Origin of the sequence: Geotalea sp. SG265, assembly GCF_022808985.1 — a bacterium.
Taxonomy (GTDB): Bacteria; Desulfobacterota; Desulfuromonadia; order Geobacterales; family Geobacteraceae; genus Geotalea.
In genome coordinates, this window is sequence record NZ_JAKZFT010000010.1 from 15,672 (window position 1) to 40,955 (window position 25,284).

Consider the following 25,284-nt stretch of genomic DNA (forward strand, 5'->3'; position numbering starts at 1 on the left):
GAACAATAAAATGTTTCAAAATTAATAGCTGTTAATTATGCATTGTAACATCATGGAGACCATCTGCAACATCCAACCCTTGGCTTCTTTGGTTAAGGGAGTGTCCCAGCAGGCAAAACCAGAATTGTAAGTTAATTTTAATTTGATAGTCTGTTAGTTATAACCTCAGCGGCACCGGCTCAGGTTTGCCGGTTTGCAGCATTTGCAGCTTCACAGGGGCGACCATGGCTATCAAGATGAAGACAATGGACGGCAATACGGCTGCAGCCTATGTGGCCTACGCCTTGAGCGAAACGGCGGCGATTTATCCCATCACCCCCTCATCCACCATGGGGGAAGTGGCTGACGAGTGGGCATCCCAGGGACGGAAGAACATATTCGGCCAGACCCTCAATATTCGCCAGCTTCAATCTGAGGCGGGGGCCGCCGGATCGGTCCATGGCTCCTTGGTGGCCGGAGCGCTGACGACGACATTCACCGCATCCCAAGGGCTTTTGCTGATGATTCCCAATATGTACAAGATTGCCGGGGAGCTGCTGCCGGGGGTTTTTCATGTCTCGGCCCGAGCCCTTGCCACCCATGCCCTCTCAATCTTCGGCGATCACCAGGATGTCATGGCCGCCCGGGCCACCGGCTTTGCCATGCTGTGCTCCTCTTCGGTGCAGGAATGCCACGACCTGGCCCTGGTCGCTCATCTGGCGGCCCTGGAGGCAAGCGTGCCCTTTCTGCATTTTTTTGATGGGTTCCGCACCTCCCACGAAGTGCAGAAGATCCAGGTCCTGGAGTACGATCAGCTGGCAGGGCTGGTGAACCGGGGAAAACTTGATGAATTCCGCAAAAGGGCCATGAATCCCGAGCATCCCGAGTTGCGGGGGACGGCCCAGAATCCCGATATATATTTCCAGGGGCGCGAGCGGGCCAATCCCTGGTACCAGAGTGCAGCCGCGATTGTCACCCGGGCCATGGAGACCGTAGGGGTTGTGACCGGCAGGCAGTACCGGCTGTTTGATTATGTTGGGCACTCGGAAGCGGAACGGGTGGTGGTTTGCATGGGGTCGGCCTGCGAGACCCTTGAGGAGGTGGTTAGTCACCTGCAGGCAAAAGGGGAGCGGGTCGGGCTGGTGAAGGTCCGGCTTTTCCGTCCCCTGGATGCCCGGGCGCTGGTGGCCGCAATTCCCCAGTCGGCGGCCCGGGTGACCGTCCTTGATCGTACCAAGGAACCGGGCGCACTGGGAGAGCCGCTCTATGGGGATGTCTGCGCTGCCTTCATCGAGGCAGGGGGGCGCATCCCGCAGCTCTATGCCGGACGCTACGGCCTGGGGAGCAAGGAGTTTCGGCCGGTGCACGCCAAAAGTGTCTTCGACAACATGAAGGGCGCGGCGGGCAAGCGCCATTTCACCACCGGCATTGAGGATGACGTTACAAACCTGTCGCTGCCGGTCGTGGGAACCCTTTCCACTACTTCTCCAGGGACAATCCAGTGCCGGTTCTGGGGCATGGGGGCCGACGGCACCGTCGGCGCCAACAAGACCGCCATCAAGATAATCGGCGACAATACCGACTTCTATGTCCAGGCCTATTTCGCCTACGATTCAAAGAAATCCGGAGGCATTACCGTTTCACACCTGCGCTTCGGCCAGCGTCCCATTCAGTCGGCTTACCTGGTGGATACGGCCGACTACATTGCCTGCCACAAGGCGCCCTATGTACAGATCTACGATGTGCTGGACGGTATCCGTGAAGGGGGCATATTCGTGCTCAACTCCTCCTGGAACAGTGTCGGGGCGATGGAGGAAAACCTGCCTGCAGCAATGCGCCGCACCATTGCCGCGCAAAGGATCCGATTCTACAATGTGGACGCGGTGAAGATTGCCGCGGCGGCAGGTCTGGGCGGGCGCATCAACATGATCATGCAGACCGCTTTTTTCAAGCTGTCGGGGGTGCTCCCTTTCGAGCAGGCGGTGGCGCTGCTCAAGGATTCCATTCGGAGCGAGTACGGCAAAAAAGGGGAACGGATCGTCGAGATGAATATCCATGGGGTGGACCTGGCCATGGAAAGCCTGGTGGAGATCCAATACCCCGCATCGTGGCGGGAGGCTGCGGACGACCGGGGCCTCGACTTCCGCCTGGGGCAGCAGATGCCCGAATACGTGCGTGACGTCATCTTCCCCATCCTGCGCCAGAAAGGGGACGACATGCCCGTTTCCGCCTTCTCCCCGGACGGGGTCTTCCCCGTTTCCACATCCCGTTACGAAAAGCGCGGGGTGGCAATAAATGTCCCGGAATGGATCAAGGAGAACTGCATCCAGTGTAACCAGTGCGCCTACGTCTGCCCCCACGCCACCATACGTCCTTTTCTGGCGACGGAGGAAGAAATGGCCGGGGCACCGGTGTCATTCGAGACGCTGGCCGCCGTGGGGAAGGAGCTGCAAGGGCAGCGCTTCCGCATCCAGGTCTACCCACTGGATTGCATGGGTTGCGGCAACTGCGCCGATATTTGTCCGGCAAAGGTTTCGGCCCTGGTGATGAAGCCGATCGCCACCCAGGCAGCGGTGCAGGAGGTCAACCGTACCTTTGCCGAATCTTTGGCGCCAAAGGGACATCTGGTGAAGCGGGAGACATTGAAGGGGAGCCAGTTCCAGCAGCCGCTCCTGGAGTTTCACGGCGCCTGTTCCGGCTGCGGCGAGAGCCCTTATGTCAAGCTGGTGACCCAGCTCTTCGGAGAGCGGATGATGATTGCCAACGCCACCGGCTGCACGTCCATCTGGGGCGCTTCGGCGCCGACAAGTCCCTATCGGGCCAATGCAGATGGATACGGGCCGGCATGGAACAATTCCCTTTTCGAGGACGCGGCTGAGTTTGGCTTTGGCTACCACATGGCTATCTTTCAGCGGCGCGCTCACCTGGCGGAGAGGGTGCGGGAGGCACTGGCGGCGGGCCTGGCCGAGGCCGTGCGGGAACCCCTCGGGAGGTGGCTGGAGCATATGGAGGACCCGGTCCTCTCCCGCCGCTACGGCGATCATCTCAAAGAGCTGCTGCCCAAGGCCGGCAAGGATAACCCGCTGCTGCGGGAGATTGCCGCGTCGGCCGACCTCTTTACCAAAAGATCCATCTGGATTTTCGGCGGCGACGGCTGGGCCTACGACATCGGTTTCGGCGGCCTCGATCACGTCATTTCCACCGGTGCCGACGTTAACATCCTCGTCCTGGATACGGAACTCTATTCCAACACGGGGGGGCAGTGTTCCAAGGCAACCCCCTTAGGCTCCATCGCACGGTTTGCAGCGGCGGGAAAGCGCACGGCTAAAAAAGACCTGGGACGGATGGCCATGACCTACGGCTATGTCTATGTGGCCTCCATATCCATGGGGGCGGACAAGAACCAGACCCTCAAGGCGCTGGTGGAGGCGGAGTCCTATCCGGGGCCGTCCCTGGTTATCGCCTACGCCACCTGCATCAACCAAGGGCTGAGGAAGGGTATGGGCAAATCCATGGAGGAGACCCAGCTTGCAGTTAAATCTGGCTACTGGCCCCTTTACCGCTACAATCCCCTCCTGAGAAGGGAGGGTAAAAATCCCTTCGTCTTCGAGTCCAGTGAGCCTGACGGCTCGCTCCAGACCTTTCTGTCGGGGGAGGTCCGCTATGCGGCGCTTGAGAAGAATAATCCCGAGGCATCGCGGGAGCTCAGGGCACAGCTGGAGCAGGAGATATCCGAGCGCTTTGCCATCTACCGGAACATGGCCGAGTGGCGCCCGGTGGAAGGGGATGTGCCTTCAGAAGGGGGAAGACGACACGACCATGTTCCCGCCGCAGACGGAGCCATGGAGGAACAGGCACCTATCTGTGTTAGCGCAACCAGCGATGCCCGCTACAGCAGGCCGGGACAGCCGGAGGAGGAATGCGACGATGGCCGGGCGGGCATCGACAAAAAGCTGGAGTGAAGGCCACCTGCGAAACATTACTGCATATTAACGACTTTCCTTTGTGTATTAACCGCCATTTACTGTTCAAAGATCACCATTGGCAGATGAACCAAGCTTTTACCATTGGATTTGTTTTTGCACAACGAAAACGACTTGTACCAGGAGGATGTCATGTCGAGAAGGCGGCAGCAGCGCAAGAAGATAAACAAGTTTGAGTTTGCCCAGAGGAAGGAGCGGCAAGGCCGATGGCAGCAAGCACATTTTTTCGATGTGGAGGAGAGGGTATTCTCCCGTCGCTCACGCCATTGGCCACCAATATATCAGGAGGAAACGAAAGGGGGGGCGGGATAGCCTGAATCGGCTCTCCGCCCCCCATGTCAATTGCGATGCAATGTTTCTAATGCTTGTTAATGGTCAGTAGAAACTCCATCACGCCAACAAGGTTTACCAGCCTCCTGAACAAAACGTTTTTTTCTTGTATACTTCCGGTGGTCTTCAGCTTCGACTTTAGCAACTGGATCTGTTCCTGAACAAGTTCGAGGGGATAAAGCGCCTGCATTTTTCATGACCTCCATGAGATTATAAAATCTATTTAATCATGTGGAGGCGCATTGTCAAGGCTGGCCGGCATCAAACCCAACGATCATTTCACTTTCTTTTCCGGAAAAACGATAGAGAGACCTTTCCCATTGCGGTCAATTCGGTAGGCAGGGAAAGTGTCACCATCGGCATCGAACACCACGCGAACCTTGTCGGGGTAGTTGCCGATCCTTGCCTTTGACAGTCCGAAGCGCTTCAGGGGAATTTCTCTTGCTGCCAGTGGGGCTTTACTCATGGGCACATCTATGACCAGCCGTGGGGGATCGATGAGGGTAAAGGCCTTATAGTCATCGAGCCTTGAATTAGCCGTAATCTCCAGAGCATTTCTGCTGATCCTGATGCCGTTTATGGTACGGGATGGATCGGGGCGGGGCACAACCGGGACCAGTATCGGCCGGGAAGAGACGGGGGACGCTGGTTGGGCAGGGGGCGATAGGACCACTGCTGTGCCAGAGGCGGAAACAGGTATGGCTGCTGCTGCCGGCTGGGCTATCGGTGCCGGGGCTGACACCGCAACTGGCGCGGTAGTGAGCGCAGCGGCTGGTTTTTCGGCAGCCTCGGGGAGGCTGGCAGGCGGCTTTTCTCCATCTTCCCTTATCCCGGTTACGGCGGCAGAAGCCTTCTTCGGCTTCAGGGTGACGAGCAGCCTTGAGCGGCTGCCGGCGTCCGCATGAACCGCATAATCGGCATCGGTCACCAAATCGATGACGATCCTGGTTAAGGAAAAAGTGTTGGCCGCCTCTTTCCGTTCGACGCTGATTTTGGATATGAGGCCGGAACCGGTAATGACCGGATCTATTTGCCCCGGATCGGTGAGGGCAAGGTCGATGACGACCTTCAGCAGGTCAGGCATCCGGTAATAGGTGTATGTGAGGGGTGAGTCGGCGATGATTTCCACGTGTTGTGCGTTGGAACCGGGGACGGAAATGCGTACTTCGCTCAGGACAGGATTGGCTGCGGCAAGGCACGTGTTGCCGCAGCCGAAAGAGACGAGAAACATCGACACCAGACAAAGCGTTCTGAAGTATTGCATGATGAATTCTCCCAATGCATTGAATTGATCCGACATCATCTGCGACAGCGGAATACAGAAAAGGCGAAGCCGGAGCTTCGCCTTTTCTGTTAAATGTTCATCGCGGGACAATCTGTTACATCTTGTGGCACTTCTCGCAGTCTCCAGTCACCGAGAAGGCATCTTTGGCATTGTGACAGGCACCGCAGGACGCACCACTTTCCATCTGGCCCATGGTGGCGTGCTTCACCCCTTTCTTGTAAGGGAAAAGCTTGGTGTGACAGTCGATGCACTTGTACATTCCCAGGTGAAAATCATGGCTGAAGGTGGCATCACCGGAGTCGGTCTTGAAGGTGATCTTGCCAGGCTTGAATCCTTTGTGGCATTTGTCACAGTCGCCGTTGGAGGAAAATGCTTCCTTGCCGTTGTGACAGGAACCACAGGATTTGCCCTTTTCCATTTCTGCCATAGTATAATGTTTGGCGCCGGCCTTGAATGGGAACACCCTGGTGTGGCAATCCTTGCAGCTGAACATTCCCGTATGGATTTTGTGGCTGAAGCTCGCGGGCTCTATGCCTTTGGGCTTGAAGGTGATCTCTTTGGGGGTCATACCTTTGTGGCAGTTGCCGCAGTTGCCGGCAACGGTGAAAGCCTTGCTGCCGTTGTGACAGGCACCGCAGGTTTTTCCTTTTTCCATCTGGGCCATGGTAACATGCCCTTCTTTGCCGGTTATGACCTTGCCATTGTGACAGCTCTTGCATTTCCCGCCCAGGGTGCTGATGTGGGAATTGTGGCTGAATACGACATCGGTGGCCCCTTTGACCTTGTAGGTAATATTCCGCGGTTTACCTTTGTGGCAGCGGGTGCATGATTTTTCATCGGCAACGCTAAAGGCCTTGACGCCCGAGTGACAGGCACCACAGGATTTGGTTTTTTCCATCTCAGCCATGGTGAAGTGACGGCGCTTTCTCAGGTCGAAAATGGCGTTGTGGCAGATCCGGCAGTTGTTGTTGTATTGCTTCAGATGAACGTCATGGCTGAATACGACTGGGTCGGCATTGGCAAACTTGAACTGGATGTCCTTGGTCTCTTTTGCCTGGACCGACAGTGGGCTGGCAAAAAGAACGAGTAGTGCCAGGATGGTAAAGCGAAGCTGCATGATGCACTCCTTTATGAGAAATTTTTTTTGTTTGAATTTGAGGTTTTTGACTATACACTCAGACTTGTGAATCGTCAATACTATTGTACTTATGGAGAAAGGCTGTTCAAGCCTCTACCGGGGGAGTTGGTCATGGGTATCCTACGCTTTGCCGTGTTGTCGGTCTGGCTGTTGTTGCCTGCATCACCATCGGCGGCTGCAGTGTACGAGTGGGTGGACGACAGCGGAGTAATTCATTTCACTGACAATGCCGACAAAATTCCGCGCAAATATCAGAAAAAGGCCCGAATGAAAGGGTCCGACGACGGCTCGGTCACCGTTACCCCTGCGACGGTGCCGTCCGATTGGCAACACGAGCGGCAGGCAACCGATGTGGGCATGGAGCCGGTCCGCAATGACGAGGGCATGTGGCGGTCCCGCTTTGGTACCTTGCGCGAGGAAAAAAAGCAGATTGAGAAAGGGCTCCCTGCAAAGCGGGAAAAACTGGCGACGCTCAGGCGGAAGAGGGTTATCTACCAGCGGGGCAGCGATCGGACCGCCTATAACGAGCTGAATGCCGACATTGAAAGGGATGAAGCGCGGATAAAGGAGCTGGATCAGAAACTACAGGAGCTGAATGCCGAGGCGTCAAGGGCAGGCGTACCTATGGAGTGGCGGCAATAAAGAGGTCAACGCCTGCGCGGCTTCTTCTCCAGTTCCATGTCCAGATATTTGAGGCGCTCGATGGTCTTCTTGAGTTCCTTGTTCTCCTTTATTAATGAAAAGTTCTGCCCTCTGAGGCCGGACAACTCCCGGTTCTCCCGGACGAGAATTCTGATCTCCCTGTTCTGGCGCTGGGTCTCTTTGATTACCGCCACCAGTGGTGCTGCCAGCCGTGCCCATGGACTTGAAGGATAATTGCGCTGTAGTGTTTCCAGCCGGATCAGCGGCTGCTCCAGGTCTTCTCTGACAATACCCGATTTCAACTGCATCAGGCTCAGGCGGAAGAGGGCCTCGTCGGTCACTCCCGCCACCCCTTTCTGTGCTACCACCTCTTTAAGGCGCTTTTCCGCTTCCTGCTCCTTACCCTCTTCGTACAGCCTGACCGCATGGGCCAAGTCGCTGTTCCGGTCCAGGTTCAGAATGCCGCTTCCTTCCCTGCCCGTTGTGCAGGCGCTCAACGCCATGAACAGGATAAGCGCTATCTTTTTCATCTTTTGACCTTGCGCCGGTTTATCAGGTAATTGCTCCCCGGCATGGATTTGACGTAATCCTTGATTTCGGCAGCTGCCTTGGCGATGGCCACAGCGGAATCGAACTCCCCCTTCCGGCAGATGGTAATGGCAATGGAAATGGTCATGATCGGAAAGATGCGCGGCACCCCGTAGCGGTCCACCGCATCGATCGCCCCCCTGGCCAGGTCCTCGGAGGTATAGTGGTTGCGAATCTCTTCGTCGAACATCTTTATGACCGTTTCGCATGCGGGAACGGCGTTTTCCATGGCAACAACCATGATGAAGTCGTCGCCGCCGATGTGGCCGACAAATGCATCCTCTTCCGCTTTCTCCTGTACCGCTCGATAAATTATCTCGCCGGCCTTTTTAATGACCTCGCTCGCTTTAATGTAGCCGTAGTGATCGTTGTAGGCCTTCAGGTTGTCCAGGTCGGCGTAACAGACGGCAAAAGGTACGTCATCCTGCAGCCTTTTGTTGAGAACTCCTTCGATGGCGATATTGCCCGGCAGTCTGGTCAGAGGGCTGGCATCCAGGCTCACCTGTTCCAGAACCTTGAGCCGTGCAGCCATGCTGATGAAATCCCTTGCCAGGTCGCCGATTTCGTCATGGGCCTTTATTTTGGGGTCGTAGTCGAAGTCCCCTTCGGCGATTTTGTGGGTCGCCGTCTTGAGCCTTCTGACGGCGGTGGAAACGTTATAGATGAAGAGGCTTGCGACAATTAGTCCCAGGAGGAATCCTGTCAGGGAGAGGACGATGGTCCAGGCGATGGTGGAGGTTTCTTTTTGGTCAGCCGCCTGTAGCTTTGTCTTAAGCTGTTCTCTGGTGTTGTTGTAAATGAGATCGATGTCGTTGTAGACCTGCGTCGTGGCATCTTTCAGCGCCTCCTGGTCCCCTTTTCCCGAAAACAGCTTGCCGATGTTCAACCTGTATGTGGCATAACTTTTGACCAGAGGAGGGACGTCAGGCTGCTGCCGGTTTTTTCCCAGCTTCTGCAGCAGGTCCAGGAATTCGATCTCCCTGCTGCGGAACATTTCAGCAAATTCAGGGCTTTTCAATATCTGGTATTTCGCGGCATATCGCTCCTGGGCCTGGAGGGTTTCCCGGAGCTTGCCCGTTGCACTGAGTATGGCCAGATCTTTTCTGGCAATGTCGGTGGCTATGTTGTGGATGGAGTAGATGCCGATGATGGAGAAGATAATGGCGGCGACGGTAAAGAAAGCCATGGCCACATAACCCGCAATTAACCGTTGAACAAGAGTCAATGGTGGTGAAAATGATTTTATTTTCATGAACGGGTTTGGCATGACTCGGTCATTTTATTGCAACAGTCCCGTTTAGTCAAATCATTAGCAGGGTATAACTCCTGCCGTGTGCCGATGTGGTTGAAACCGGCGGCCGATGGCAATGTAACGACCGTGTATTAGCGGTTGCGAGCGGGGTTGAGCTGTGTTATAAAAAGCCACTAAAATAAAAATGGGAGACAATACATGATCGGGCTGGACGCAATTATAGAAAACGCCCTCATGGAGGATATTCATACCGGCGATCTCACCACCCAGGCCGTAATGGGCGAAAAACGGACGATGTGTGCCGTCCTCAAGGCCAAAGAGGATCTTGTCCTGGCCGGCATAGAGGTGGCTGCCAGTGTCTTCCATTTTCTCGACCGTTCGATCACCTTCCAAGCTCATTTTGCCGACGGCTCCCGTATCGGCAAAGGATCCATCATTGCGGAGATATCCGGTGATGCCGCATTTCTTCTCCAGGGGGAACGGGTTGCCCTGAATCTCCTGCAGCGCATGTGCGGAGTGGCTACCCAGACTGCCGCCTATGTGGAAGCGGTCCGTGGGACCGGCGCCCGCGTGGTGGACACCCGCAAAACCACACCAGGCCTGAGGATGCTGGAAAAGTATGCCGTCAGAGTCGGCGGCGGCATCAATCATCGCACCGGTCTCTACGATGGCATTCTCATCAAGGAAAATCATATTGCCGCTGCCGGCGGCATCACCGAGGCGATAACCCGTGCCCGGGCATATATACCGCACACCCTGAAGATCGAAGTGGAGACGGAAACCCTCCCGCAGGTATCTGAAGCCCTTGCGGCGGGTGCCGACATCATCATGCTCGACAACATGGATGTGGCGACCATGGTCGAAGCCGTTGCCATGATAGGAGGCAAGGCTCTCACCGAGGCGTCAGGGGGGGTCAATCTGTCAACGATCAGGCAGATTGCCGAAACCGGGGTGAATATCATCTCCGTGGGTGCCCTGACCCATTCGGTGCGGGCCATGGATATATCCATGCTCATGGAGGGGTGTTGAAAGAAGGAAAGCTCCAGACCGCAGACAAGGGCACTCAAACCTTAAACCGACGGATTCTTGAAATCTTCAGGGAGCGGAAGGGGGAGGTTATTTCCGGGGAGGAACTGAGCACCATGCTCGGCATTTCCCGGACGGCGGTCTGGAAGCATGTGGAAGGATTGCGGAAATTGGGCTACACCGTCAGTGCCGTACCGGCAAAAGGGTACCGCATGGTGGCCTCTCCCGAAAGACTGGTGGCCGACGAAATCGCGGCAGGGCTTTCGACCGAGCGGATCGGCACCAGGATCGTCTGTCTCGACGAGACCGATTCCACTAACAACGTCGCCTTCAGACTTGCCGAAGAAGGTACCGTCGAAGGGACCGTGGTCATTGCCGATGCCCAGTCCCGGGGCAAGGGTAGGCTTGGCCGTTCATGGGCCTCACCAAAAGGGGTCAATCTTTACTGCTCGGTGGTGCTCAGACCCGCAGTGCCGCCGGTCGCCGCTTCCCAGCTTACCTTTCTTTCGGTGGTTGCCGTAGCCAGGGCCATTGAGCTGACCACTCCCCTCAAGGCATGGATCAAATGGCCGAACGACATCCTTATCGATGGCCGGAAGATCGCCGGGCTCCTGAACGAGATGAGCGCGGAAACGGAAAAGGTGAACTTCGTCGTGCTCGGCATCGGCGTCAACATCAATATGCGCAGGGAGCAGTTTCCTCCGGACCTCCGCCATCCCGCCAGTTCCCTCTACCTGGAAAACGGGGAGGAACTGGACCGGAACCGCTTCATCTGCACGCTCCTCCGGGAGCTTGACGAACTTTACGCAATATATCTCCGCTTGGGATATGGACCGGTCCGGGAAGAATGGCTGTCGCGTTCCCAGTTACACGGGCGCAAGGCCCGGATCGATGCCCAGAACGGGAGTGTGATCGGGATCATAAATGGTATCGATGACATGGGCGCACTGCTCCTCGATATGGACGGCCGGGAAGAGCGGATCCTTTCTGGAGATGTGACACTGTTATAAGCATGGCTGTGGGGGAAATGTGCTTCTGGTAATTGATGTGGGAAACAGCAACATTGTTCTGGGAATCTACGACGAGAGCCGCTTGGTCAGGGACTGGCGGATATCCACCGACAAATCCAAGACACCGGATGAATATGGCATCCTGGTCAACGAGCTTTTCAGGCTTGCGGGGATCGATTTTTCCCGCATTACCGATATAATTATCTCTTCGGTCGTACCGACACTAACCGGCGTACTGGAGAAGCTGTCACTGCAATACTTCGGCTTCAAGCCGTATGTGATCGGCCCCGGGATCAAAACCGGCATGTCCATCCATTACGATAATCCCAAAGAGGTTGGGGCCGATCGCATCGTCAATGCGGTTGCAGGCTATGAAAAACACCATGGCGCCTTGATTATCGTCGATTTCGGCACTGCCACCACCTTCGATTACGTGAATAAGCGGGGTGAGTACTGTGGTGGAGCCATTGCCCCGGGGCTCGTGATCTCCATGGAAGCCCTGTTTCAAAAGGCGAGCAAACTGCCGCGCGTGGAGATAACCAAGCCGCCTGTAATAGTGGCGAAAAACACCGTCAACTCCATGCAAGCCGGCATCTTTTACGGCTATGTGGGACTGGTGGACGGCATCGTGACAAGAATGAAGGGGGAGGGAAAGGAAAATCCGAAGGTGATCGCCACCGGGGGGCTCGCGGGTCTCATTGCACCCGAATCCACAACCATCGAGGAAGTGGATGAGTATTTGACTCTGGAAGGGCTGCGGATACTGTACCAGAGAAACCGGGAAAGTTAAGCGAGGTCCGTTTTTTCCCTGCGGCCTCGGTTTAGCATTGAACATCTCACTTCAAGGGGGGGGCGTATGGGAAAGTATGACACGGCAATGTTGCGAAACCTTGGTGTTGTTGCTCACGGCGGGGCCGGTAAAACCTCTTTAACCGAAGCGATTCTTTTCAATGCGGGGATGATCGACCGGCTGGGCAGGGTGGACGATGGTACCTCCACCATGGATTTCGAGCCCGAGGAGGTCAAGCGCAAGATCACAATTACCTCTTCCCTCAATCATTGCGAATGGAATGGCCATTCCATTCATATCGTCGATACACCCGGCTACGGCAACTTCATCGCCGATACCCGTTCCTGCATGCGGGCGTTGGGGGGAGCCGTACTCATTCTTTCGGCTATTTCGGGGGTCAAGGTCCAGACGGAAGAGGTGTGGGGGTGGGCTGACGAATTCGAGGTTCCCCGCATTGCCTTTGTCAACAAGATGGACCGTGAACGGGCCAGCTTCCTGCGTGCCATCGACGACATGGAAAAGGTGTTGGGGGTCAAGGGGGTTGCGGTCCAGATGCCCATGGGGGCGGAGGAGAATTTCAGCGGCGTCATCGATCTGATCAGAATGAAAGCCTATCGCTACCAAAAGGACCTCTCCGGCACGTTTTCCGAGGAAGAAATTCCCGCCGAGTTCCTGGACGAAGCCAAAAGGCTCAGGGAGCAGATGGTTGAGACCGTTGCCGAGGCTTACGACTCCCTAACGGAAAAATATCTGGAAGCGGGCGAACTGACGGAGGATGAGATTCTGGACGGCCTGCGTGTCGGTACCCTTCGCTATACTTTCACGCCTGTTCTGTGCGGTTCCGCAGTAATGAATATCGGCGTCAACCAGTTGCTGGATTACATCTGCGCTTGTTTGCCGTCTCCACTGGACCGCGGCAAGGTACTGGGAACCAACCCCAAGAGCGGAGAGCTGGCAGAGCGGGCACCGGATGAAAAGGAGCCCTTCTCTGCGCTGGTTTTCAAAACCACATCCGACCCCTATACGGGCAAGATCAGCGTTTTCCGGGTCTATTCCGGAACACTCAACTCCGATTCCACCGTCTATAATCCCAACCGGGAGAGCATGGAGCGGATCGGACAGATATACGAACTGGAAGGGAAGAAGCAGAAGCCGATCAAACAGGCGGTTGCCGGCGATATCGTCGCCGTCTCAAAGTTGAAGGATACCCTGACCGGTGATACCCTCTGCGATCCGGAGAAGCCCATAATCTACGAGCCGGCCAAACCGATGCAACCGGTTATCTCCTATGCCATCCTGCCCAAGACGAAAAACGACGAGGACAAGATTCATGGCGCCCTGCAGCGGCTCATGGAAGAAGATCAAACCCTTGAGGTTCATCGGGACGAAAAAACCCGCGAATTGATAATTTCCGGCATGGGGCAGGTGCACCTTGAGGTGACTGTCGAGAAGCTGAAACGGAAATTCAGCGTGGATGTGGAACTGAAGACGCCGAAGGTACCGTACCTGGAGACCTTCAAGGGGACGGTCAAGGTTCAGGGCAAGTACAAGAAACAATCGGGGGGGCGCGGCCAATACGGCGACTGCTGGGTGGAGTTCAGCCCTCTGACCCGGGGAGAGGGGTTCGTCTTTGAAGACCGCATTGTCGGAGGTGTCATTCCGCGACAGTACATCCCGGCAGTGGAAAAGGGGATCAGTGAGGCCTCCCAGGAAGGCTTCCTCGCCGGCTATCCACTGGTCGATTTCAAGGCGTCACTCTATGACGGCTCCTTTCACACGGTGGACTCATCGGAGATGGCCTTCAAGGTTGCCGGTTCACTCGCTTTGAAGAAGGCCATGGAAACGGCGAAACCGGTGTTGCTGGAACCGATCATGAACATGAAGATCACCGTGCCCGAAGAGACCATGGGGGACGTCATCGGCGACCTGAATTCAAGACGGGGCAAGGTTGTCGGCGTGGAGCCGAAAGCCAACTCACAAATCATACGGGCGGTCGTTCCCATGTCCGAGGTCCTGGCCTATTCGTCGGACCTGCGCTCCATGACCAGCGACCGCGGCCTGTTCACCACAGAGTTTTCCCATTACGAAGAGGTACCGGGGCATCTCGCCCAGAAGATCGTCAGCGAAGCTGCCGCAAATCAGAAACACGCGAACCATTAGCATGAGGAGGAAGTGAGACGATGTCCAAGCAGTTTTCAGGGGATTCAGAGGAAAGTAACGAACTTAAGGGAACAAAGGGGAAAAGCCAGGCTCAGCTTCTTGTCCTGCTCCTCTTGGTAGCCGTCGGCGCCTACATCTATTTTTTCACCGGGTTGATCAAGCCTCGTGAAGAGGCGTCCCAGCCCCAGCCGCAACAGCCGGCTCAGGTAAAAAAACCGATGCCACCCCGCCAGGCCGAACCACAAGCGCAGACAGCGGCCAAACCCGATCAACCTGTTCCAGTTGCGGCTCCTGCTCCTGCTGCTTCTGCACCGGTGTCTCCAGCCACTACTCAGACTGCGGGAAAACAGAAGCCGGCGGCTGTACCGGCGCCGACCAAAGCTGAATCGGTTAAAGCCGCTAAAAACGAGGCTCCTGCCCCCAAAAAACTCCCCGTGAAAGAACCCGCAGCAGCTGGTGAGAAACCAGTCGCTAAAAAGGTGGCCAAAGAGGCTGCTCCAGCCAAGGCAGCAGAGAAAGCACCAGCTCCGGTTGCCCCCAAATCGGCCAGTGCTGCCGGCAAAACGGTCATCCCGACAGTGGATAAGCAGCAGCCGGAACGCAAGAGGCCGGCAGGTGCTTTCAGCCTGAAAACCGCCGACATCGCATTCGCCGACGAAGTGGCTTCCACAGAAGCAAAACTGAAAAAAGTCGGCCTGAAGCCGGTCCGCCACAAGTTGATGAAGCAAGAACCCATGAACAGGCTCTTTTACGCAGAATATCCCGATCGTCAATCGGCGGATACCGACCTGGAGCAGCTTCATGCCAAGGTTCCTGACGCCTTCATCATCCAGGAGAACGGCAAATACGCCATTTATGCAGGATCGTACCTGAAGGAAGGGCGTGCCGCTATTGAACAGGACCGGCTCTTCGACAAGGGAATCCGACTGGTGATGAAAAAGAGCAACGTGAAGATCCCCGTCACATATCTAACGGCGGGCAGCTTTGCCAGCACGGATGAGGCCCGCAAGGTAGCGGACAAATTGAAGAAAAGCGGTATCGCTATGGCTGTCGTCAAGACCGGGGCGAAACAGGCGAAAAAGTGACGCAGAAAATTACCCTGCGAATGTCTGCCGCGGCTGCCCCCTATGTACAGCCCGGCTCCCCTCGGGATGTCAAGCTCAAGGCAGCCTGCGGCCGGGTCTCTCTTGGCGCTTCGGATCTGGTTGTGCTCCTGTATTTCCTGGCCCACGATCCTGACGGTGAAATAAAGCAGACTGCCCTGAAATCCCTGCGGGAGCTGCCCGAGGATGTTCTCCGCCAGGTTGTGCACCACCCGGAAACCAATACCAAGATCCTCGACGTCATCGCCCGGCTCCATTTTCTGAAGCGGGCTGTGGCGGAGGAGATAACGCAGCATCAAAATTGTGGCGAGGCTACTAGGGCATATCTTGCGGAGAAGGGGATTCCGAATCTGCAGGGGGGGAGCGCCCCGGAACAGGCGGATCCTTCCGCAACCGCTGATGATGTGGATAGAGACGCCGAGGCCGCCGATGAAGAAACCGTAAACGAAGAAGATGAGGCATTCAAATCGAAATACCAGCTCTCCCAGCAGCTGGGGGTGTCGGAAAAAATAAAGATGTCACTGACCGGCGACAAGGAATGGCGGTCGATACTTATCAAAGACTCCAACAAGCTCGTTTCCGGTGCGGTGGTTAAAAATCCACGCATTACCGAGGCGGAAATTCTTGCCATTTCGAAATCCAAAATCCAGAATGACGAGATCGTCCGCCTGATCTGTGCAAACAAGGAATGGACCAAGAACTACATGATCCGGAAGGCTCTGGTGGAAAACAGCAAGACGCCGTTGGCAGCGGCGCTCCGTTTCATGGCAACGCTGAGCGACAAGGACCTTTCGGGGCTGGCAAAAAGCAAGAACGTTTCTTCGGTCATTGCCACCCAGGCACGCCGGGTTCTGCTGAACAAAAGCAAAAAAGGCTAGGAGGACGCCACAATGGCTCTGGTCAATAGCAACAAGCGGGAAATAAACGCAAAACTGGTCTATTACGGCCCCGGACTGGCGGGGAAAACGACCAGCGTGAACCATGTTTACGGCAAGTTGAAACCGGAGTTCCGGGGGCAGCTGAAGACCATGAACGTCCAGTCCGACCGGATGTTCTTTTTCGATTTTACCCCTCCCGGTGATGCCAATGTGAACGGCTATAACGTCCGCTTGCACATATACACCCTGAAAGGGGAACCGTCTGGCCCCGCGCCATGGAAAATGGTGCTGAAAGGGGTAGACGGCATCGTTTTCGTTGCCGATTCATCCCCCGAGAGAATGGCCGCAAACCGGGAAAGCCTGCAGAATCTGGATGAATACCTGAAGGGCTCTGGCCAGTCCATTTCCGATATTCCTCTGGTGTTTGCCTATAACAAGCGCGATCAGGCCGACGCCGTCCCGGTGGATGAGATGCAGCGGGTGCTGAATCCCCGTAATCGCCCGGGAGTTCCCGTCGCCGCAACCAAGGGGGAAGGCGTCCTCAACGCGCTCCTGACCCTGGTGAAAATGGTGCTGAAAAAGCTTCGCGAAGAGCGGGCCGGCCTGGAGCCTTCCTTAGATGCGGCTATATCCCCGGCAGGTGCGGCAACTGATGAAAGAGAAATGGGTGGATATGACATTGAAGAGGAGCTTGTAGCCGAGCCTGAGCCCGTTTCCCTTCCATCGGCCGGTGAAGGAGCGGAACCGGAAATCTCCTTTCTCGGCCATGCGGAAATTCTCGACAACGGGCACATGCGCCTGCCGCTCGTCATAAGTTACGGGGGTAGGGAGAAAACCGTGACCCTAGATCTGAAAATCAGCTGATAATGGAGAGAACGAAGCCACATGTCTTTTGCTGTCGATGTTGAAATGGTAATACGGCTTCTCCTCGCCTCTCTTCTGGGTGGGATCATCGGCCTGGAGAGAGAGGTTCACGGCAGGCCCGCAGGTTTCCGAACCCATCTCCTGGTGTCCCTTGGTTCATCACTCTTTGTCGTCTCTTCCATCGAATTCTACCGTATTTTTGGTGACTTCAGCGGTACATTGCCGGTGGGAGTCGATCCTGGAAGGGTTGCGGCCCAGGTGGTGACCGGGATCGGCTTTCTCGGCGCCGGTGCCATCATCAGGGAAAATGCATCCGTCAGGGGGCTGACAACAGCGGCCTGTCTCTGGATAGCTTCTGCCATCGGCATTGCCTGTGGCATCGGTCTTTTCGGCATTGCCGTTGTCGTGACCGGTATTTCTCTGATCAGTCTGCTCCTCCTGAAGCGAATTGAGCGTATTCTCGCCCGTGATGTCTACGCCACGGTAAAGGTCTCCTGTGCCGACAGGGAAGGGCTGATCGGCGATCTGGAAGCGCTGATCGGCAAGAACAGGCTGGAGATAACCGCCGCCAGAGTTGAGAAGAACATCGAGGAAAAGCTGATTCACCTGGAATACGACCTGAAGCTGAATAGCCGCAACGAGATTTTTACCCTGATCGACAGGATTGCTCTGCTGGCGGGGGTCAAAAAGGTCAGTTTTACCTGATCAGGGGCCGGGCAAGGGATGCCGAATCGCCAAATTTCTTGTATACGGAATTTTTACATGCTACTATTCGGCTGTTTTTCTCATGAAAGGAGATGAGCATGGCAATCGTTACCATATCCAGACAGATGGGGACCGGGGCATATGCAATGGCCAAGGAACTGTCGAAAAAATTGAAATACACCCTTATCGATGGCCCCAAAATCGCCGAGCTGGCAAAAAGTTACGGCCTTGCTGAAGATATTCTGGAGAGGATCGATGAAAAACCTCCTGCCTATATAACTGCCGAAGACAGGCTGCAGGCTGCCAACCTAAGCACTATGGAATTGGTTCTCATGGATGCTGCCCGGAAAGGTAATGTGGTGCTTTACGGCAGGGGAGCCCAATATCTTCTTGACGGCATGACCAACGTCCTGCGGGTGCGCATCATTGCCCCCTTTGAGGAGCGGGTCGAAAACCTGGCCGAACGTGAGTGGATTGATCCGGACCTGGCCCGGGACCTGATCCGCAGGAGCGACCACCAGCGGGGCGGCTTTACCCATTTTTATTTCGACAGGGACTGGCAGAGTCCCTTTGAATATGACCTGGTCTTCAATACATCCAAATTGTCCAAAAGCGCCATTGTCGAGGCCATTGTTGCAGCGGCAAAGGACCCGAAGCTGAAAGAAGGGGAGGCCGAGCTGGCCTCGCATCTGGGCGACCTCATCCTGCGCAAGCGGGTGGAGGTGGCACTGTTGAAATCTGGCAAGATCGACAGCCTCCACTTCAAGATCGAGTGCATGGACGGCGAAATCTCACTGACCGGGCACGTGCATGATGACGAAGAGCGGGAGGAGGCAGTGAGGATTGCCGAGAAGGTCAAAGGGGTAAAGGGGGTTGACGACGATCTGCAGGTGATGAACTATCAGCATCACCGGGAGTAATTTCGTCTGATCCCATACTAGAGTCCGATATAGGAAAGGCCCCTCAACGAGGGGCCTTTTTTCGTTCTGCAGCTATGCCGTATGGTGCAGGCACTTCAGAGCAGTTGCCAGCGTGTGGGGAATGGCCAGCTGTCCTCGCCCCGTTCCCATTTCGATGCCTGGCTCGATGCCGTGAAAATCGGAGCCGCCGGTAACGGCAAGCCCAAGATTTTCGGCAAGCCTGACGAGAAAAGCCGATTCATCGGCGTTGCACATATTGTTGTGTGCCTCTACCCCCCTGAGCCCCATTTCCGCAAGCTTTCCTATGACGGCGGCAAGAGTTTTTCGCTCTTCGCTGACGCTGGTGGGATGGGCCAGCACGGCAATCCCACCCAGTCTGTCGATTTCGGCCAGTGCCTCGTCCATGGGAAAATAACGCTTCGGTTCGTCGCAAGGGATAAGGTAGCGTTCGAAGGCATCCTGCATGTCCCGGGCGTAGCCCCTGTTCACTAGTACCCGGGCAATATGCGGCCTGCCGAAGGCGCCGTCGGCCAAATTCATCGCCTCGTCGTAGGAAATGATCTCTTTATTCTCCTGGCCGAGTTTCTGATTGATGTTGGCGATGATGGCCTGACCCCGCCGGTCCCGGATCGTGCGAAATTCTGCAAGCTTGCGGAGAAAAGCAGAATCGCGGTGGTCGATGAGGTATCCCAAAAGGTGAACGTCCTTGTAGGTCTCGAACTGAACCGATAGTTCGACGGCCGGAATCACTTCCACGTGATGTCTGCGGCCTGCTTCGAGAGCCTCGTCGATACCGTCCACGGTGTCATGATCGGCCAGGGCTATGGTCTTCAACCCTTTTGCTGCAGCCATGGCTATCAGTTCGGCCGGTTTGTAGACGCCGTCGGAATAGGTGGAATGCATATGTAGATCTATCATGGTGTTGGAAACCTTTCTCGCAGATAGCTGGCGCACTCAACATATAAACTCTAATCGGCAGAAAGGCAACCGTAGAAATCCCTGATTAATACTGTTGCCTTGATCTCCTGCATACAGTAGAATGCGACCTCGTGGGGCAATCACACATTCAGAGGGTTTTTCATGGCGAAAAAACAGGGGATCGCGTTGGCGGTCCTGGCGTTGGTTCTGTACATTATCGGTGGTGTCTCCACTTTTGCTGGTCTCGGACTGATTCTTTTCATGCATGGCCGTGATCTCTTCGGACTGGGAGACGGGAGCAGCATGGGTTACCTTTTCCTCTGCGTCGGTTTGTCCCTGTCCATACTGGGCATCCTTCTGATGCGCATCTTCAAGAACAGGGGGCTGGCTTGACGGATGCGGAGATTCACCGGGCGATTTCCCTGCTTCAGGAAATGGTCAAACCCTGGCAAAGCCCGGCGGTCACCATTGTTTCGCAACGGGAAGGAAACCCGTTCAAGGTTCTGATCTCATGTATCCTTTCCCTTCGAACCCAGGACAAGACCACTGCGGCAGCTTCTGAGAGGCTCTTTGCTTTGGCTGATACGCCGGGCAAATTGGCGGCGCTGTCCCTTGACACAATTGAAAAGGCCATTTATCCGGTGGGATTTTTCCGGGTAAAAGCGGCCCAGATCAGGGATATAGCACGGGCGCTCGTGGATCGATACCAGGGGCGGGTGCCCGATGACCTGGATGAATTGCTTTCCTTCAAGGGAGTCGGCAGGAAGACCGCCAACCTGGTGGTGACCTTGGGCTTTGGCAAGCCCGGAATCTGTGTCGATACCCACGTCCACCGCATCTGCAACCGCTGGGGATACGTGCGGACCAAAACCCCGGAGCAGACCGAACAGGCTTTGCGGAACAAGCTGCCTGCCGAGTACTGGCTCATCATTAACGATCTATTGGTCACCTTCGGGCAGAACCAGTGCTTTCCCGTGTCGCCGGTCTGCTCCACCTGTCCGCTGATCGGGATGTGCAACCGGGTAGGGGTGAAGAAGTCCCGATAAAGCTGCCGTTGTTGTGTTTTTTTATCTATTATGGCTTGTCTCGGTGGCTGAGAGGTTGTACACTTCATATCCATGACATGACAGATGTAATTTATTACGCGGGAGGCCAGTTATGTTGAGAAAGCTTGGTTTTATCGGTCTGGGTACTGTCGGCAGGCATATGGCTGCCAATCTGACGAAGGCGGATTATGACCTCACTGTTTACGACGACGACGCGGAACCGTTACAAGAGCTGGTAAAGCTCGGTGCGAAGGCTGCTGCGACGCCAAGCGAAGCTGCCAAAGGGAAAGATCTGGTGATCGTTATCCTTCCCGAAAGCCATGGCCTTGAAACCTTCGTCTTCGGCAAGGACGGTGTTCTCGAAGGGCTCGATCCCGGGACCATCCTAGTGGACATGGGAACCCATTCCCTGGAAACCACCCTCAAACTTGCCGATGAAGCCGTAAAGCGCCGGGTCCTGTTCCTGGAAGCGCCGGTCTGGGGAACCAAGGAACATGCCGCAAACGGCTTGGTAACCATACTCGCCGGTGGAGACCCTTCACTACTGGGCCGGTGTCGTGAAACGTTCTCCTATTTCGGTCTCAACATCATTCACATCGGCAAGATAGGCGATGCTACCAGGATGAAGTTCATCGTCAACTTGGTACAGGCAGAACTGATGCAGTCCCTGGCGGAAGGGATCGTTTTCGGCGAAAAACTCGGCTTTGCCGCTGACAAGATTCTTGAGGTACTCGATTCGGGCGGCGTGGCGTCGCCCCTGTTCCATTCCAAGGGGCGCAGCATTGCACGGGGGGATTTCAGCCGCAACCTGGCCCTGAAATATGTGCACGAGCAGCTCCATCTGGTCATGGATGCTGCCAGAAAGGCTAACCTGGACCTTCCTGGAGCAGAAACGGCCTGCAAACTGTACGAGCAGGCGGTGAACGATGGCCGTGGCGAAGAAGACTATTCCGCAGTGGTCAAGGTTCTTAGAAAATAACCGGCCACATCATATAAGGGAGGAAACGGGGCATGCCCAAGCTGGTATGCCCCGTTTTTTTGTATTTAAAATTTATTTTAATAAGCAAATTAATGGACAAACCCCATAGATATTGTTATAAAGTCCTGTCAACACTGTTCAACCGGTTGCGGGGAGGGCAAGGCTTGCCGTTTCTGAGCATCAGGTTCAAACTTTCTCTGATTACCTTCTTGCTGGTGACGGCAGTTATAGCCGCATCATCCCTGGCGGTCATTGGCATCATGGACCGGTTCCTTTTGGGCGAGATGGTCAAGCGAGGTACATCCTTGTCCAGGGGGGCGGCCAACACGGCCGGGTTTGGGCTCCTTGCCCGAGACCGTCTGGTGGTCGATAACCTTGTCTCAAAGCTCAAGGAGCGGCAGCCCGATATTTTTTATGTGGCGGCCGTGGATCATGCGGGAATCATTACTGCTCACAGCGACTTGAAGAAGAGCGGCGGACGATACGAACAGAAAATGCCGGAAAAAGTAATCAGCAGGGATGAGGACGGCACTCTGATCACCCAGTGGAGCAGGGGGGGGGTGACTGCCTACGAGTTCATTACTCCCATCAGGTTCGCAGCAAAACAGATCGGCTCATTACATCTCGCCATAGATGGTGCCTCCCTGGTGCAGGCCCGGGCGGACGCCCGCCGCAAGGTGATGTTCGCTTCCGCATTGATTCTCGTTATAGCAGTTCTGGCATCTTATTACCTGGCCGGATTTTTCACCATACCCATCAAGAAGCTTCATGAGGGTGTTTCCCAACTCCGTTCCGGCAATTATCAAGGGATGCTGACAGTCAGACTCCATGACGAATTGGGAGATCTGACGAACAACTTCAACCAGATGGCGCGGGTCATCGCCCATCAGCAGGAAAAGCTGGAAGAGTATGCCCGCGGCCTGGAAGAATCTTACCTGGCAACGGTAAAAATTCTCGCCACATCCATCGATGCCAGGGATGATTACACCCTGCGCCACTCCACACGCGTTGCGGCACTGTCGGTTATGCTTGGTCAGCAATTGGGGTTGGAACACGAAGCGTTGCGCGATCTCGAGGTAGCTGCCCTGGTTCACGACTTGGGCAAGATCAGAATACCGGACAAGGTGCTGAAAAAGGCCGGTCCGCTCAATGAGGAAGAATCGACCATGGTCAGGCTGCATACGCGCCATGGGGCGGAAATTCTCAGTCATTCCCGGGCGCTTCAGCGGTTTGTTCCCGCCGTTCTCCATCACCACGAATGGTTCAACGGCCAAGGCTATCCCGAAGGATTGAAGGGGGAAGAGATCCCGCTCTTTGCCCAGATCATCGCCATCGCCGATGCCTATGATGCCATGACTACTTCGCGCCCCTATCGCAGCGGCTTGCCTTCCTCCATTGCCGTGAACGAGATTCTTCGCTACAGCGGCTCGCAATTCGAGCCGACGCTGGCCAGCCTTTTCGTCAAGTCACTGGGGCAGCCGAGCCATGCCATTCCGCAGTTGATGCTCAGGCTGTCGGCATGACGGGCTTTTTCAGGCAGATAGTTCTCCTGATCCTTCTACTGGTTCTGGGAGCCTGTTCCACTCCTGAAGGGAATTTACGGAAGGCAGAAAAGCCGCAGCAGCCGGTACACGAGCGGCAGGTATCGGCAATGCAGAAGAAAGTTACATATTTTTTGGAAAAAAAACAGTATCGCCAAGCATTGGAAACCATGACCCGACGGCGGGAACCGAATCTGTCTCCTTCTGGGATGGAAAAAGAATTTGTTGCCGCTGTAAACGGCCTTTTGGAGACTGGCGAAGAGGCCATGGCGCGCAACGAGCATCTGGCAGCCGGGCAGCTGTTCAAATTGGCCCTTGCTACCTATCCGGCAGAACCATCATTGCGCAGGAAGGTAAAACCAAGCGCAAGAAGGGTGAAGATTTATCTGGATTCATGCTCCGCCAAACTTATGGATGAGGGCATGCAGGAATACCGGCGGGGTGAATTGGACCCGGCCATCAGGACCTGGAAAAGTATCCTCTCCTTCGACCCCGGGCACAGGGAAGCGCTAAAAGCCATCGAGACGGCCACCGTTCAGAAAAAATCGCTGCAGGTCCTTGAAGAATGATTATCGGCGGCCAGCGGGATTTTGGCTACCGCTTTTGATCAGCAGTGCAACGTTTTCCACGTGTGGCGTCTGCGGGAACATATCCACCGGCTGTATTTCACCTGTCTGGTAACCCAGCCCATGCAGCAGGTTCAGGTCCCGGGCAAGCGTGTCCGGCGAGCAGGACACATAGACGATCCGTGCCGGCGCAAGGGCAGCAGCCTTTTTCAGGACCTGCTCGTCGCACCCTTTTCGCGGCGGGTTGAGAACCACCATATCCACCTTTTTGCCGTCCTCTCCCACTTCTTCAATAAGCTTTGCCACGTCTCCCGCCATGAACCGGCAGTTGCCGATGCCGTTCAGCTGGGCATTCTTCTCGGCATCGGCCACGGCAGCATCCACTGCCTCAATGCCGATCACTTCCTTACATTGCCTCGCCAGAAAGAGTGAGATGCCGCCGATACCGCAATAGAGATCGAGAACCTTATCGGTGCCGGTGAGACCACCCCACTCGCGGACCTTTTCGTAGATGATACGGGCGCTGCCGCTGTTGATCTGGAAGAACGAGCGGGGCGAGATAAGAAAACTCGTGTCTCCAAGGGTTGCGGACAGAACCTGTTCCTTGGTGATGAAATAATCCTTTTGGCCAAGGATGACGTTTCCCTGCGATCCATTGACGTTCTGGGCGATGACGCCCACCTCTGGTACCGTATTTCGCAGATGCTTGGCCAGGTGGTGGAGCTCATTGTAGCTCCGCTCTGCGGTGACAAATATGACCATTGCCCGGTTTTCGGATTCTGAAACCCTGACAACCAGGTAGCGCAAGAGGCCCATCTGGCTTTTAGGATTGTATATGGGGACCTTTCCCTTTTTGATTCCTGCCCTGACGGCCACGATGACCTTATCGATCAGCGGGTGGTGCACCGCGCAGCCTGTGACGTCCAGAACTTCATGGCTGTTGCGGCGGTAGATGCCGATGACCGGATCGGCAAACTTGCCGGCAACCACCAGCTTGGCCGAATTGCGGTAGTGAAGCTGCCGGGGAGAAGGAATCACCTCATGCAGCGCGGCCTTCTCCAAGGTCTTGTATCTGCGAATGAACCGGGTAACGAGCCGTTGTTTCCAGGCGAGTTGTGCAGAATATTTCATCTGCATCAATGGACAGCCGTCGCATGAGCTCTTATCGCATGAGGGGTGAGCGACCCTTTCCGGTGAAGTCTTGATTATTTTTGCAAGAGCCGCGAAGGTCTCTCTTCTTCCCACATAGGAAACCTTTGCCCGGACCGTCTCTCCCGGAAGAGAACCGGCAATGAGGATGGTGGTTGACTCATGGCAGGAAACGCCAAAACCATCGTCATTCATGGAGGTAATGGCCAGCTCCAGCATCTGGCCGACCTTCGGCTTGTTGCCTTCTTTTTTTGCAGGGGAAGTCGAATGGGTATTTTTTTTCATGGAATTACTAAATAGTAAAATAAAAGATCTGTCAATGGCGGATTTGGTGTAGACATGTAAATTAAAGTGTAGAAAAAGTAATCACACTGAGGACTGCTTTGAATAAATAATGAGCAGTTGTTCTAATATTTGGCAGTATAAATTGTT

General features: G+C 55.4%; 22 protein-coding genes and 1 pseudogene. 17 read left to right on the plus strand and 6 right to left on the minus strand.

What is annotated here, in order from left to right:
* Positions 1 to 224 precede the first annotated feature (224 nt).
* Together nifJ and ML541_RS12485 are read left to right on the plus strand one after the other, a co-directional pair.
* A complete protein-coding gene (gene nifJ, locus ML541_RS12480; protein WP_243373317.1) occupies positions 225 to 3,941 on the plus strand; it encodes a pyruvate:ferredoxin (flavodoxin) oxidoreductase in 3,717 nt (1,238 codons plus the stop codon).
* Positions 3,899 to 4,138 carry a hypothetical protein gene (locus ML541_RS12485; RefSeq protein WP_243373319.1) on the plus strand — a complete coding sequence of 80 codons (240 nt, stop codon included), beginning with the start codon at positions 3,899 to 3,901 and terminating at the stop codon, positions 4,136 to 4,138. The genes nifJ and ML541_RS12485 overlap by 43 nt, the downstream gene beginning before the upstream one ends.
* A gap of 428 nt (positions 4,139 to 4,566) precedes the next feature.
* Here the strand turns inward: ML541_RS12485 and ML541_RS12490 are convergent, their stop codons facing one another.
* The gene (locus ML541_RS12490) at positions 4,567 to 5,556 is read right to left on the minus strand and encodes an AMIN domain-containing protein (protein ID WP_243373321.1); all 990 of its coding nucleotides are present in this window, start codon (positions 5,554 to 5,556) and stop codon (positions 4,567 to 4,569) included.
* Positions 5,557 to 5,671: 115 nt separating this feature from the next.
* On the minus strand, positions 5,672 to 6,694 hold the full coding sequence (locus tag ML541_RS12495) for a cytochrome c3 family protein (protein WP_243373323.1): 1,023 nt from the start codon (positions 6,692 to 6,694) through the stop codon (positions 5,672 to 5,674).
* Positions 6,695 to 6,826: 132 nt separating this feature from the next.
* On the opposite strand from ML541_RS12495, the gene ML541_RS12500 reads away from it, so the two are divergent.
* Positions 6,827 to 7,357 (plus strand): DUF4124 domain-containing protein, encoded by a 531-nt coding sequence (locus ML541_RS12500; protein ID WP_243373325.1) that lies wholly within the window; start codon positions 6,827 to 6,829, stop codon positions 7,355 to 7,357.
* Between the two features lie 5 nt (positions 7,358 to 7,362).
* On the opposite strand, the gene ML541_RS12505 is transcribed toward ML541_RS12500, so the two are convergent.
* Both ML541_RS12505 and ML541_RS12510 read right to left on the minus strand, forming a co-directional pair.
* On the minus strand, positions 7,363 to 7,887 hold the full coding sequence (locus ML541_RS12505; RefSeq protein ID WP_243373327.1) for a tetratricopeptide repeat protein: 525 nt from the start codon (positions 7,885 to 7,887) through the stop codon (positions 7,363 to 7,365).
* A complete protein-coding gene (locus tag ML541_RS12510; protein ID WP_243373329.1) occupies positions 7,884 to 9,131 on the minus strand; it encodes a HAMP domain-containing protein in 1,248 nt (415 codons plus the stop codon). Before ML541_RS12510 ends, ML541_RS12505 begins: the two co-directional genes overlap by 4 nt.
* A gap of 264 nt (positions 9,132 to 9,395) precedes the next feature.
* Between ML541_RS12510 and nadC the strand changes: the two genes are divergently transcribed.
* The 9 genes from nadC (at position 9,396) to ML541_RS12555 (ending at position 18,653) form a co-directional block, all read left to right on the plus strand.
* Complete coding sequence (gene nadC, locus ML541_RS12515) at positions 9,396 to 10,226, plus strand: carboxylating nicotinate-nucleotide diphosphorylase (RefSeq protein ID WP_243373331.1); 831 nt, start codon at positions 9,396 to 9,398, stop codon at positions 10,224 to 10,226.
* Positions 10,223 to 11,233 (plus strand): biotin--[acetyl-CoA-carboxylase] ligase, encoded by a 1,011-nt coding sequence (locus ML541_RS12520; RefSeq protein ID WP_243373333.1) that lies wholly within the window; start codon positions 10,223 to 10,225, stop codon positions 11,231 to 11,233. The genes nadC and ML541_RS12520 overlap by 4 nt, the downstream gene beginning before the upstream one ends.
* 19 nt (positions 11,234 to 11,252) lie before the next feature.
* Complete coding sequence (locus ML541_RS12525) at positions 11,253 to 12,023, plus strand: type III pantothenate kinase (protein ID WP_243373334.1); 771 nt, start codon at positions 11,253 to 11,255, stop codon at positions 12,021 to 12,023.
* Between the two features lie 66 nt (positions 12,024 to 12,089).
* Positions 12,090 to 14,183 carry an elongation factor G gene (gene fusA, locus ML541_RS12530; protein WP_243373335.1) on the plus strand — a complete coding sequence of 698 codons (2,094 nt, stop codon included), beginning with the start codon at positions 12,090 to 12,092 and terminating at the stop codon, positions 14,181 to 14,183.
* 20 nt (positions 14,184 to 14,203) lie between these two features.
* Positions 14,204 to 15,268, plus strand: a complete 1,065-nt coding sequence (locus tag ML541_RS12535) for an SPOR domain-containing protein (protein ID WP_243373336.1) — start codon at positions 14,204 to 14,206, stop codon at positions 15,266 to 15,268.
* On the plus strand, positions 15,265 to 16,164 hold the full coding sequence (locus tag ML541_RS12540) for a hypothetical protein (RefSeq protein ID WP_243373337.1): 900 nt from the start codon (positions 15,265 to 15,267) through the stop codon (positions 16,162 to 16,164). The genes ML541_RS12535 and ML541_RS12540 overlap by 4 nt, the downstream gene beginning before the upstream one ends.
* 12 nt (positions 16,165 to 16,176) lie before the next feature.
* Positions 16,177 to 17,028: an ADP-ribosylation factor-like protein gene (locus ML541_RS12545; RefSeq protein ID WP_243373338.1), complete on the plus strand. Its 852-nt coding sequence runs from the start codon at positions 16,177 to 16,179 to the stop codon at positions 17,026 to 17,028.
* 21 nt (positions 17,029 to 17,049) lie between these two features.
* Positions 17,050 to 17,733, plus strand: coding sequence for an MgtC/SapB family protein (locus ML541_RS12550; protein WP_243373339.1), 684 nt, complete (start codon positions 17,050 to 17,052; stop codon positions 17,731 to 17,733).
* 98 nt (positions 17,734 to 17,831) lie between these two features.
* On the plus strand, positions 17,832 to 18,653 hold the full coding sequence (locus ML541_RS12555; RefSeq protein WP_243373341.1) for a cytidylate kinase family protein: 822 nt from the start codon (positions 17,832 to 17,834) through the stop codon (positions 18,651 to 18,653).
* A gap of 72 nt (positions 18,654 to 18,725) precedes the next feature.
* On the opposite strand, the gene ML541_RS12560 is transcribed toward ML541_RS12555, so the two are convergent.
* A complete protein-coding gene (locus ML541_RS12560; RefSeq protein ID WP_243373342.1) occupies positions 18,726 to 19,571 on the minus strand; it encodes a PHP domain-containing protein in 846 nt (281 codons plus the stop codon).
* A gap of 162 nt (positions 19,572 to 19,733) precedes the next feature.
* Here ML541_RS12560 and ML541_RS12565 point away from each other — a divergent pair, with 162 nt between their 5' ends.
* From ML541_RS12565 to ML541_RS12585, 5 genes and pseudogenes are all read left to right on the plus strand, one after another.
* Complete coding sequence (locus ML541_RS12565; RefSeq protein ID WP_243373344.1) at positions 19,734 to 19,964, plus strand: hypothetical protein; 231 nt, start codon at positions 19,734 to 19,736, stop codon at positions 19,962 to 19,964.
* A complete protein-coding gene (gene nth, locus ML541_RS12570; protein WP_243373346.1) occupies positions 19,961 to 20,617 on the plus strand; it encodes an endonuclease III in 657 nt (218 codons plus the stop codon). The genes ML541_RS12565 and nth overlap by 4 nt, the downstream gene beginning before the upstream one ends.
* A gap of 109 nt (positions 20,618 to 20,726) precedes the next feature.
* A pseudogene (locus tag ML541_RS12575) lies at positions 20,727 to 21,596 on the plus strand (NAD(P)-dependent oxidoreductase); the annotation flags it as partial.
* Between the two features lie 164 nt (positions 21,597 to 21,760).
* On the plus strand, positions 21,761 to 23,119 hold the full coding sequence (locus ML541_RS12580) for an HD domain-containing phosphohydrolase (RefSeq protein ID WP_243373349.1): 1,359 nt from the start codon (positions 21,761 to 21,763) through the stop codon (positions 23,117 to 23,119).
* On the plus strand, positions 23,116 to 23,706 hold the full coding sequence (locus tag ML541_RS12585) for a hypothetical protein (protein ID WP_243373351.1): 591 nt from the start codon (positions 23,116 to 23,118) through the stop codon (positions 23,704 to 23,706). The genes ML541_RS12580 and ML541_RS12585 overlap by 4 nt, the downstream gene beginning before the upstream one ends.
* Here the strand turns inward: ML541_RS12585 and rlmD are convergent, their stop codons facing one another.
* The gene (gene rlmD / locus ML541_RS12590) at positions 23,707 to 25,137 is read right to left on the minus strand and encodes a 23S rRNA (uracil(1939)-C(5))-methyltransferase RlmD (RefSeq protein WP_243373352.1); all 1,431 of its coding nucleotides are present in this window, start codon (positions 25,135 to 25,137) and stop codon (positions 23,707 to 23,709) included.
* Between the last annotated feature and the right edge of the window lie 147 nt (positions 25,138 to 25,284).

Excerpts from the sequence above, each read along its gene's own strand:
- nifJ (WP_243373317.1), top strand. The coding sequence starts at position 225 with ATGGCTATCAAGATGAAGACAATGGACGGCAATACGGCTGCAGCCTAT.
- ML541_RS12485 (WP_243373319.1), top strand. The coding sequence starts at position 3,899 with ATGCGACGATGGCCGGGCGGGCATCGACAAAAAGCTGGAGTGAAGGCC.
- ML541_RS12490 (WP_243373321.1), bottom strand. The coding sequence starts at position 5,556 with ATGCAATACTTCAGAACGCTTTGTCTGGTGTCGATGTTTCTCGTCTCT.
- ML541_RS12495 (WP_243373323.1), bottom strand. The coding sequence starts at position 6,694 with ATGCAGCTTCGCTTTACCATCCTGGCACTACTCGTTCTTTTTGCCAGC.
- ML541_RS12500 (WP_243373325.1), top strand. The coding sequence starts at position 6,827 with ATGGGTATCCTACGCTTTGCCGTGTTGTCGGTCTGGCTGTTGTTGCCT.
- ML541_RS12505 (WP_243373327.1), bottom strand. The coding sequence starts at position 7,887 with ATGAAAAAGATAGCGCTTATCCTGTTCATGGCGTTGAGCGCCTGCACA.
- ML541_RS12510 (WP_243373329.1), bottom strand. The coding sequence starts at position 9,131 with ATGGCTTTCTTTACCGTCGCCGCCATTATCTTCTCCATCATCGGCATC.
- nadC (WP_243373331.1), top strand. The coding sequence starts at position 9,396 with ATGATCGGGCTGGACGCAATTATAGAAAACGCCCTCATGGAGGATATT.
- fusA (WP_243373335.1), top strand. The coding sequence starts at position 12,090 with ATGGGAAAGTATGACACGGCAATGTTGCGAAACCTTGGTGTTGTTGCT.
- ML541_RS12535 (WP_243373336.1), top strand. The coding sequence starts at position 14,204 with ATGTCCAAGCAGTTTTCAGGGGATTCAGAGGAAAGTAACGAACTTAAG.
- ML541_RS12545 (WP_243373338.1), top strand. The coding sequence starts at position 16,177 with ATGGCTCTGGTCAATAGCAACAAGCGGGAAATAAACGCAAAACTGGTC.
- ML541_RS12550 (WP_243373339.1), top strand. The coding sequence starts at position 17,050 with ATGTCTTTTGCTGTCGATGTTGAAATGGTAATACGGCTTCTCCTCGCC.
- ML541_RS12555 (WP_243373341.1), top strand. The coding sequence starts at position 17,832 with ATGGCAATCGTTACCATATCCAGACAGATGGGGACCGGGGCATATGCA.
- ML541_RS12560 (WP_243373342.1), bottom strand. The coding sequence starts at position 19,571 with ATGATAGATCTACATATGCATTCCACCTATTCCGACGGCGTCTACAAA.
- ML541_RS12565 (WP_243373344.1), top strand. The coding sequence starts at position 19,734 with ATGGCGAAAAAACAGGGGATCGCGTTGGCGGTCCTGGCGTTGGTTCTG.
- ML541_RS12585 (WP_243373351.1), top strand. The coding sequence starts at position 23,116 with ATGACGGGCTTTTTCAGGCAGATAGTTCTCCTGATCCTTCTACTGGTT.
- rlmD (WP_243373352.1), bottom strand. The coding sequence starts at position 25,137 with ATGAAAAAAAATACCCATTCGACTTCCCCTGCAAAAAAAGAAGGCAAC.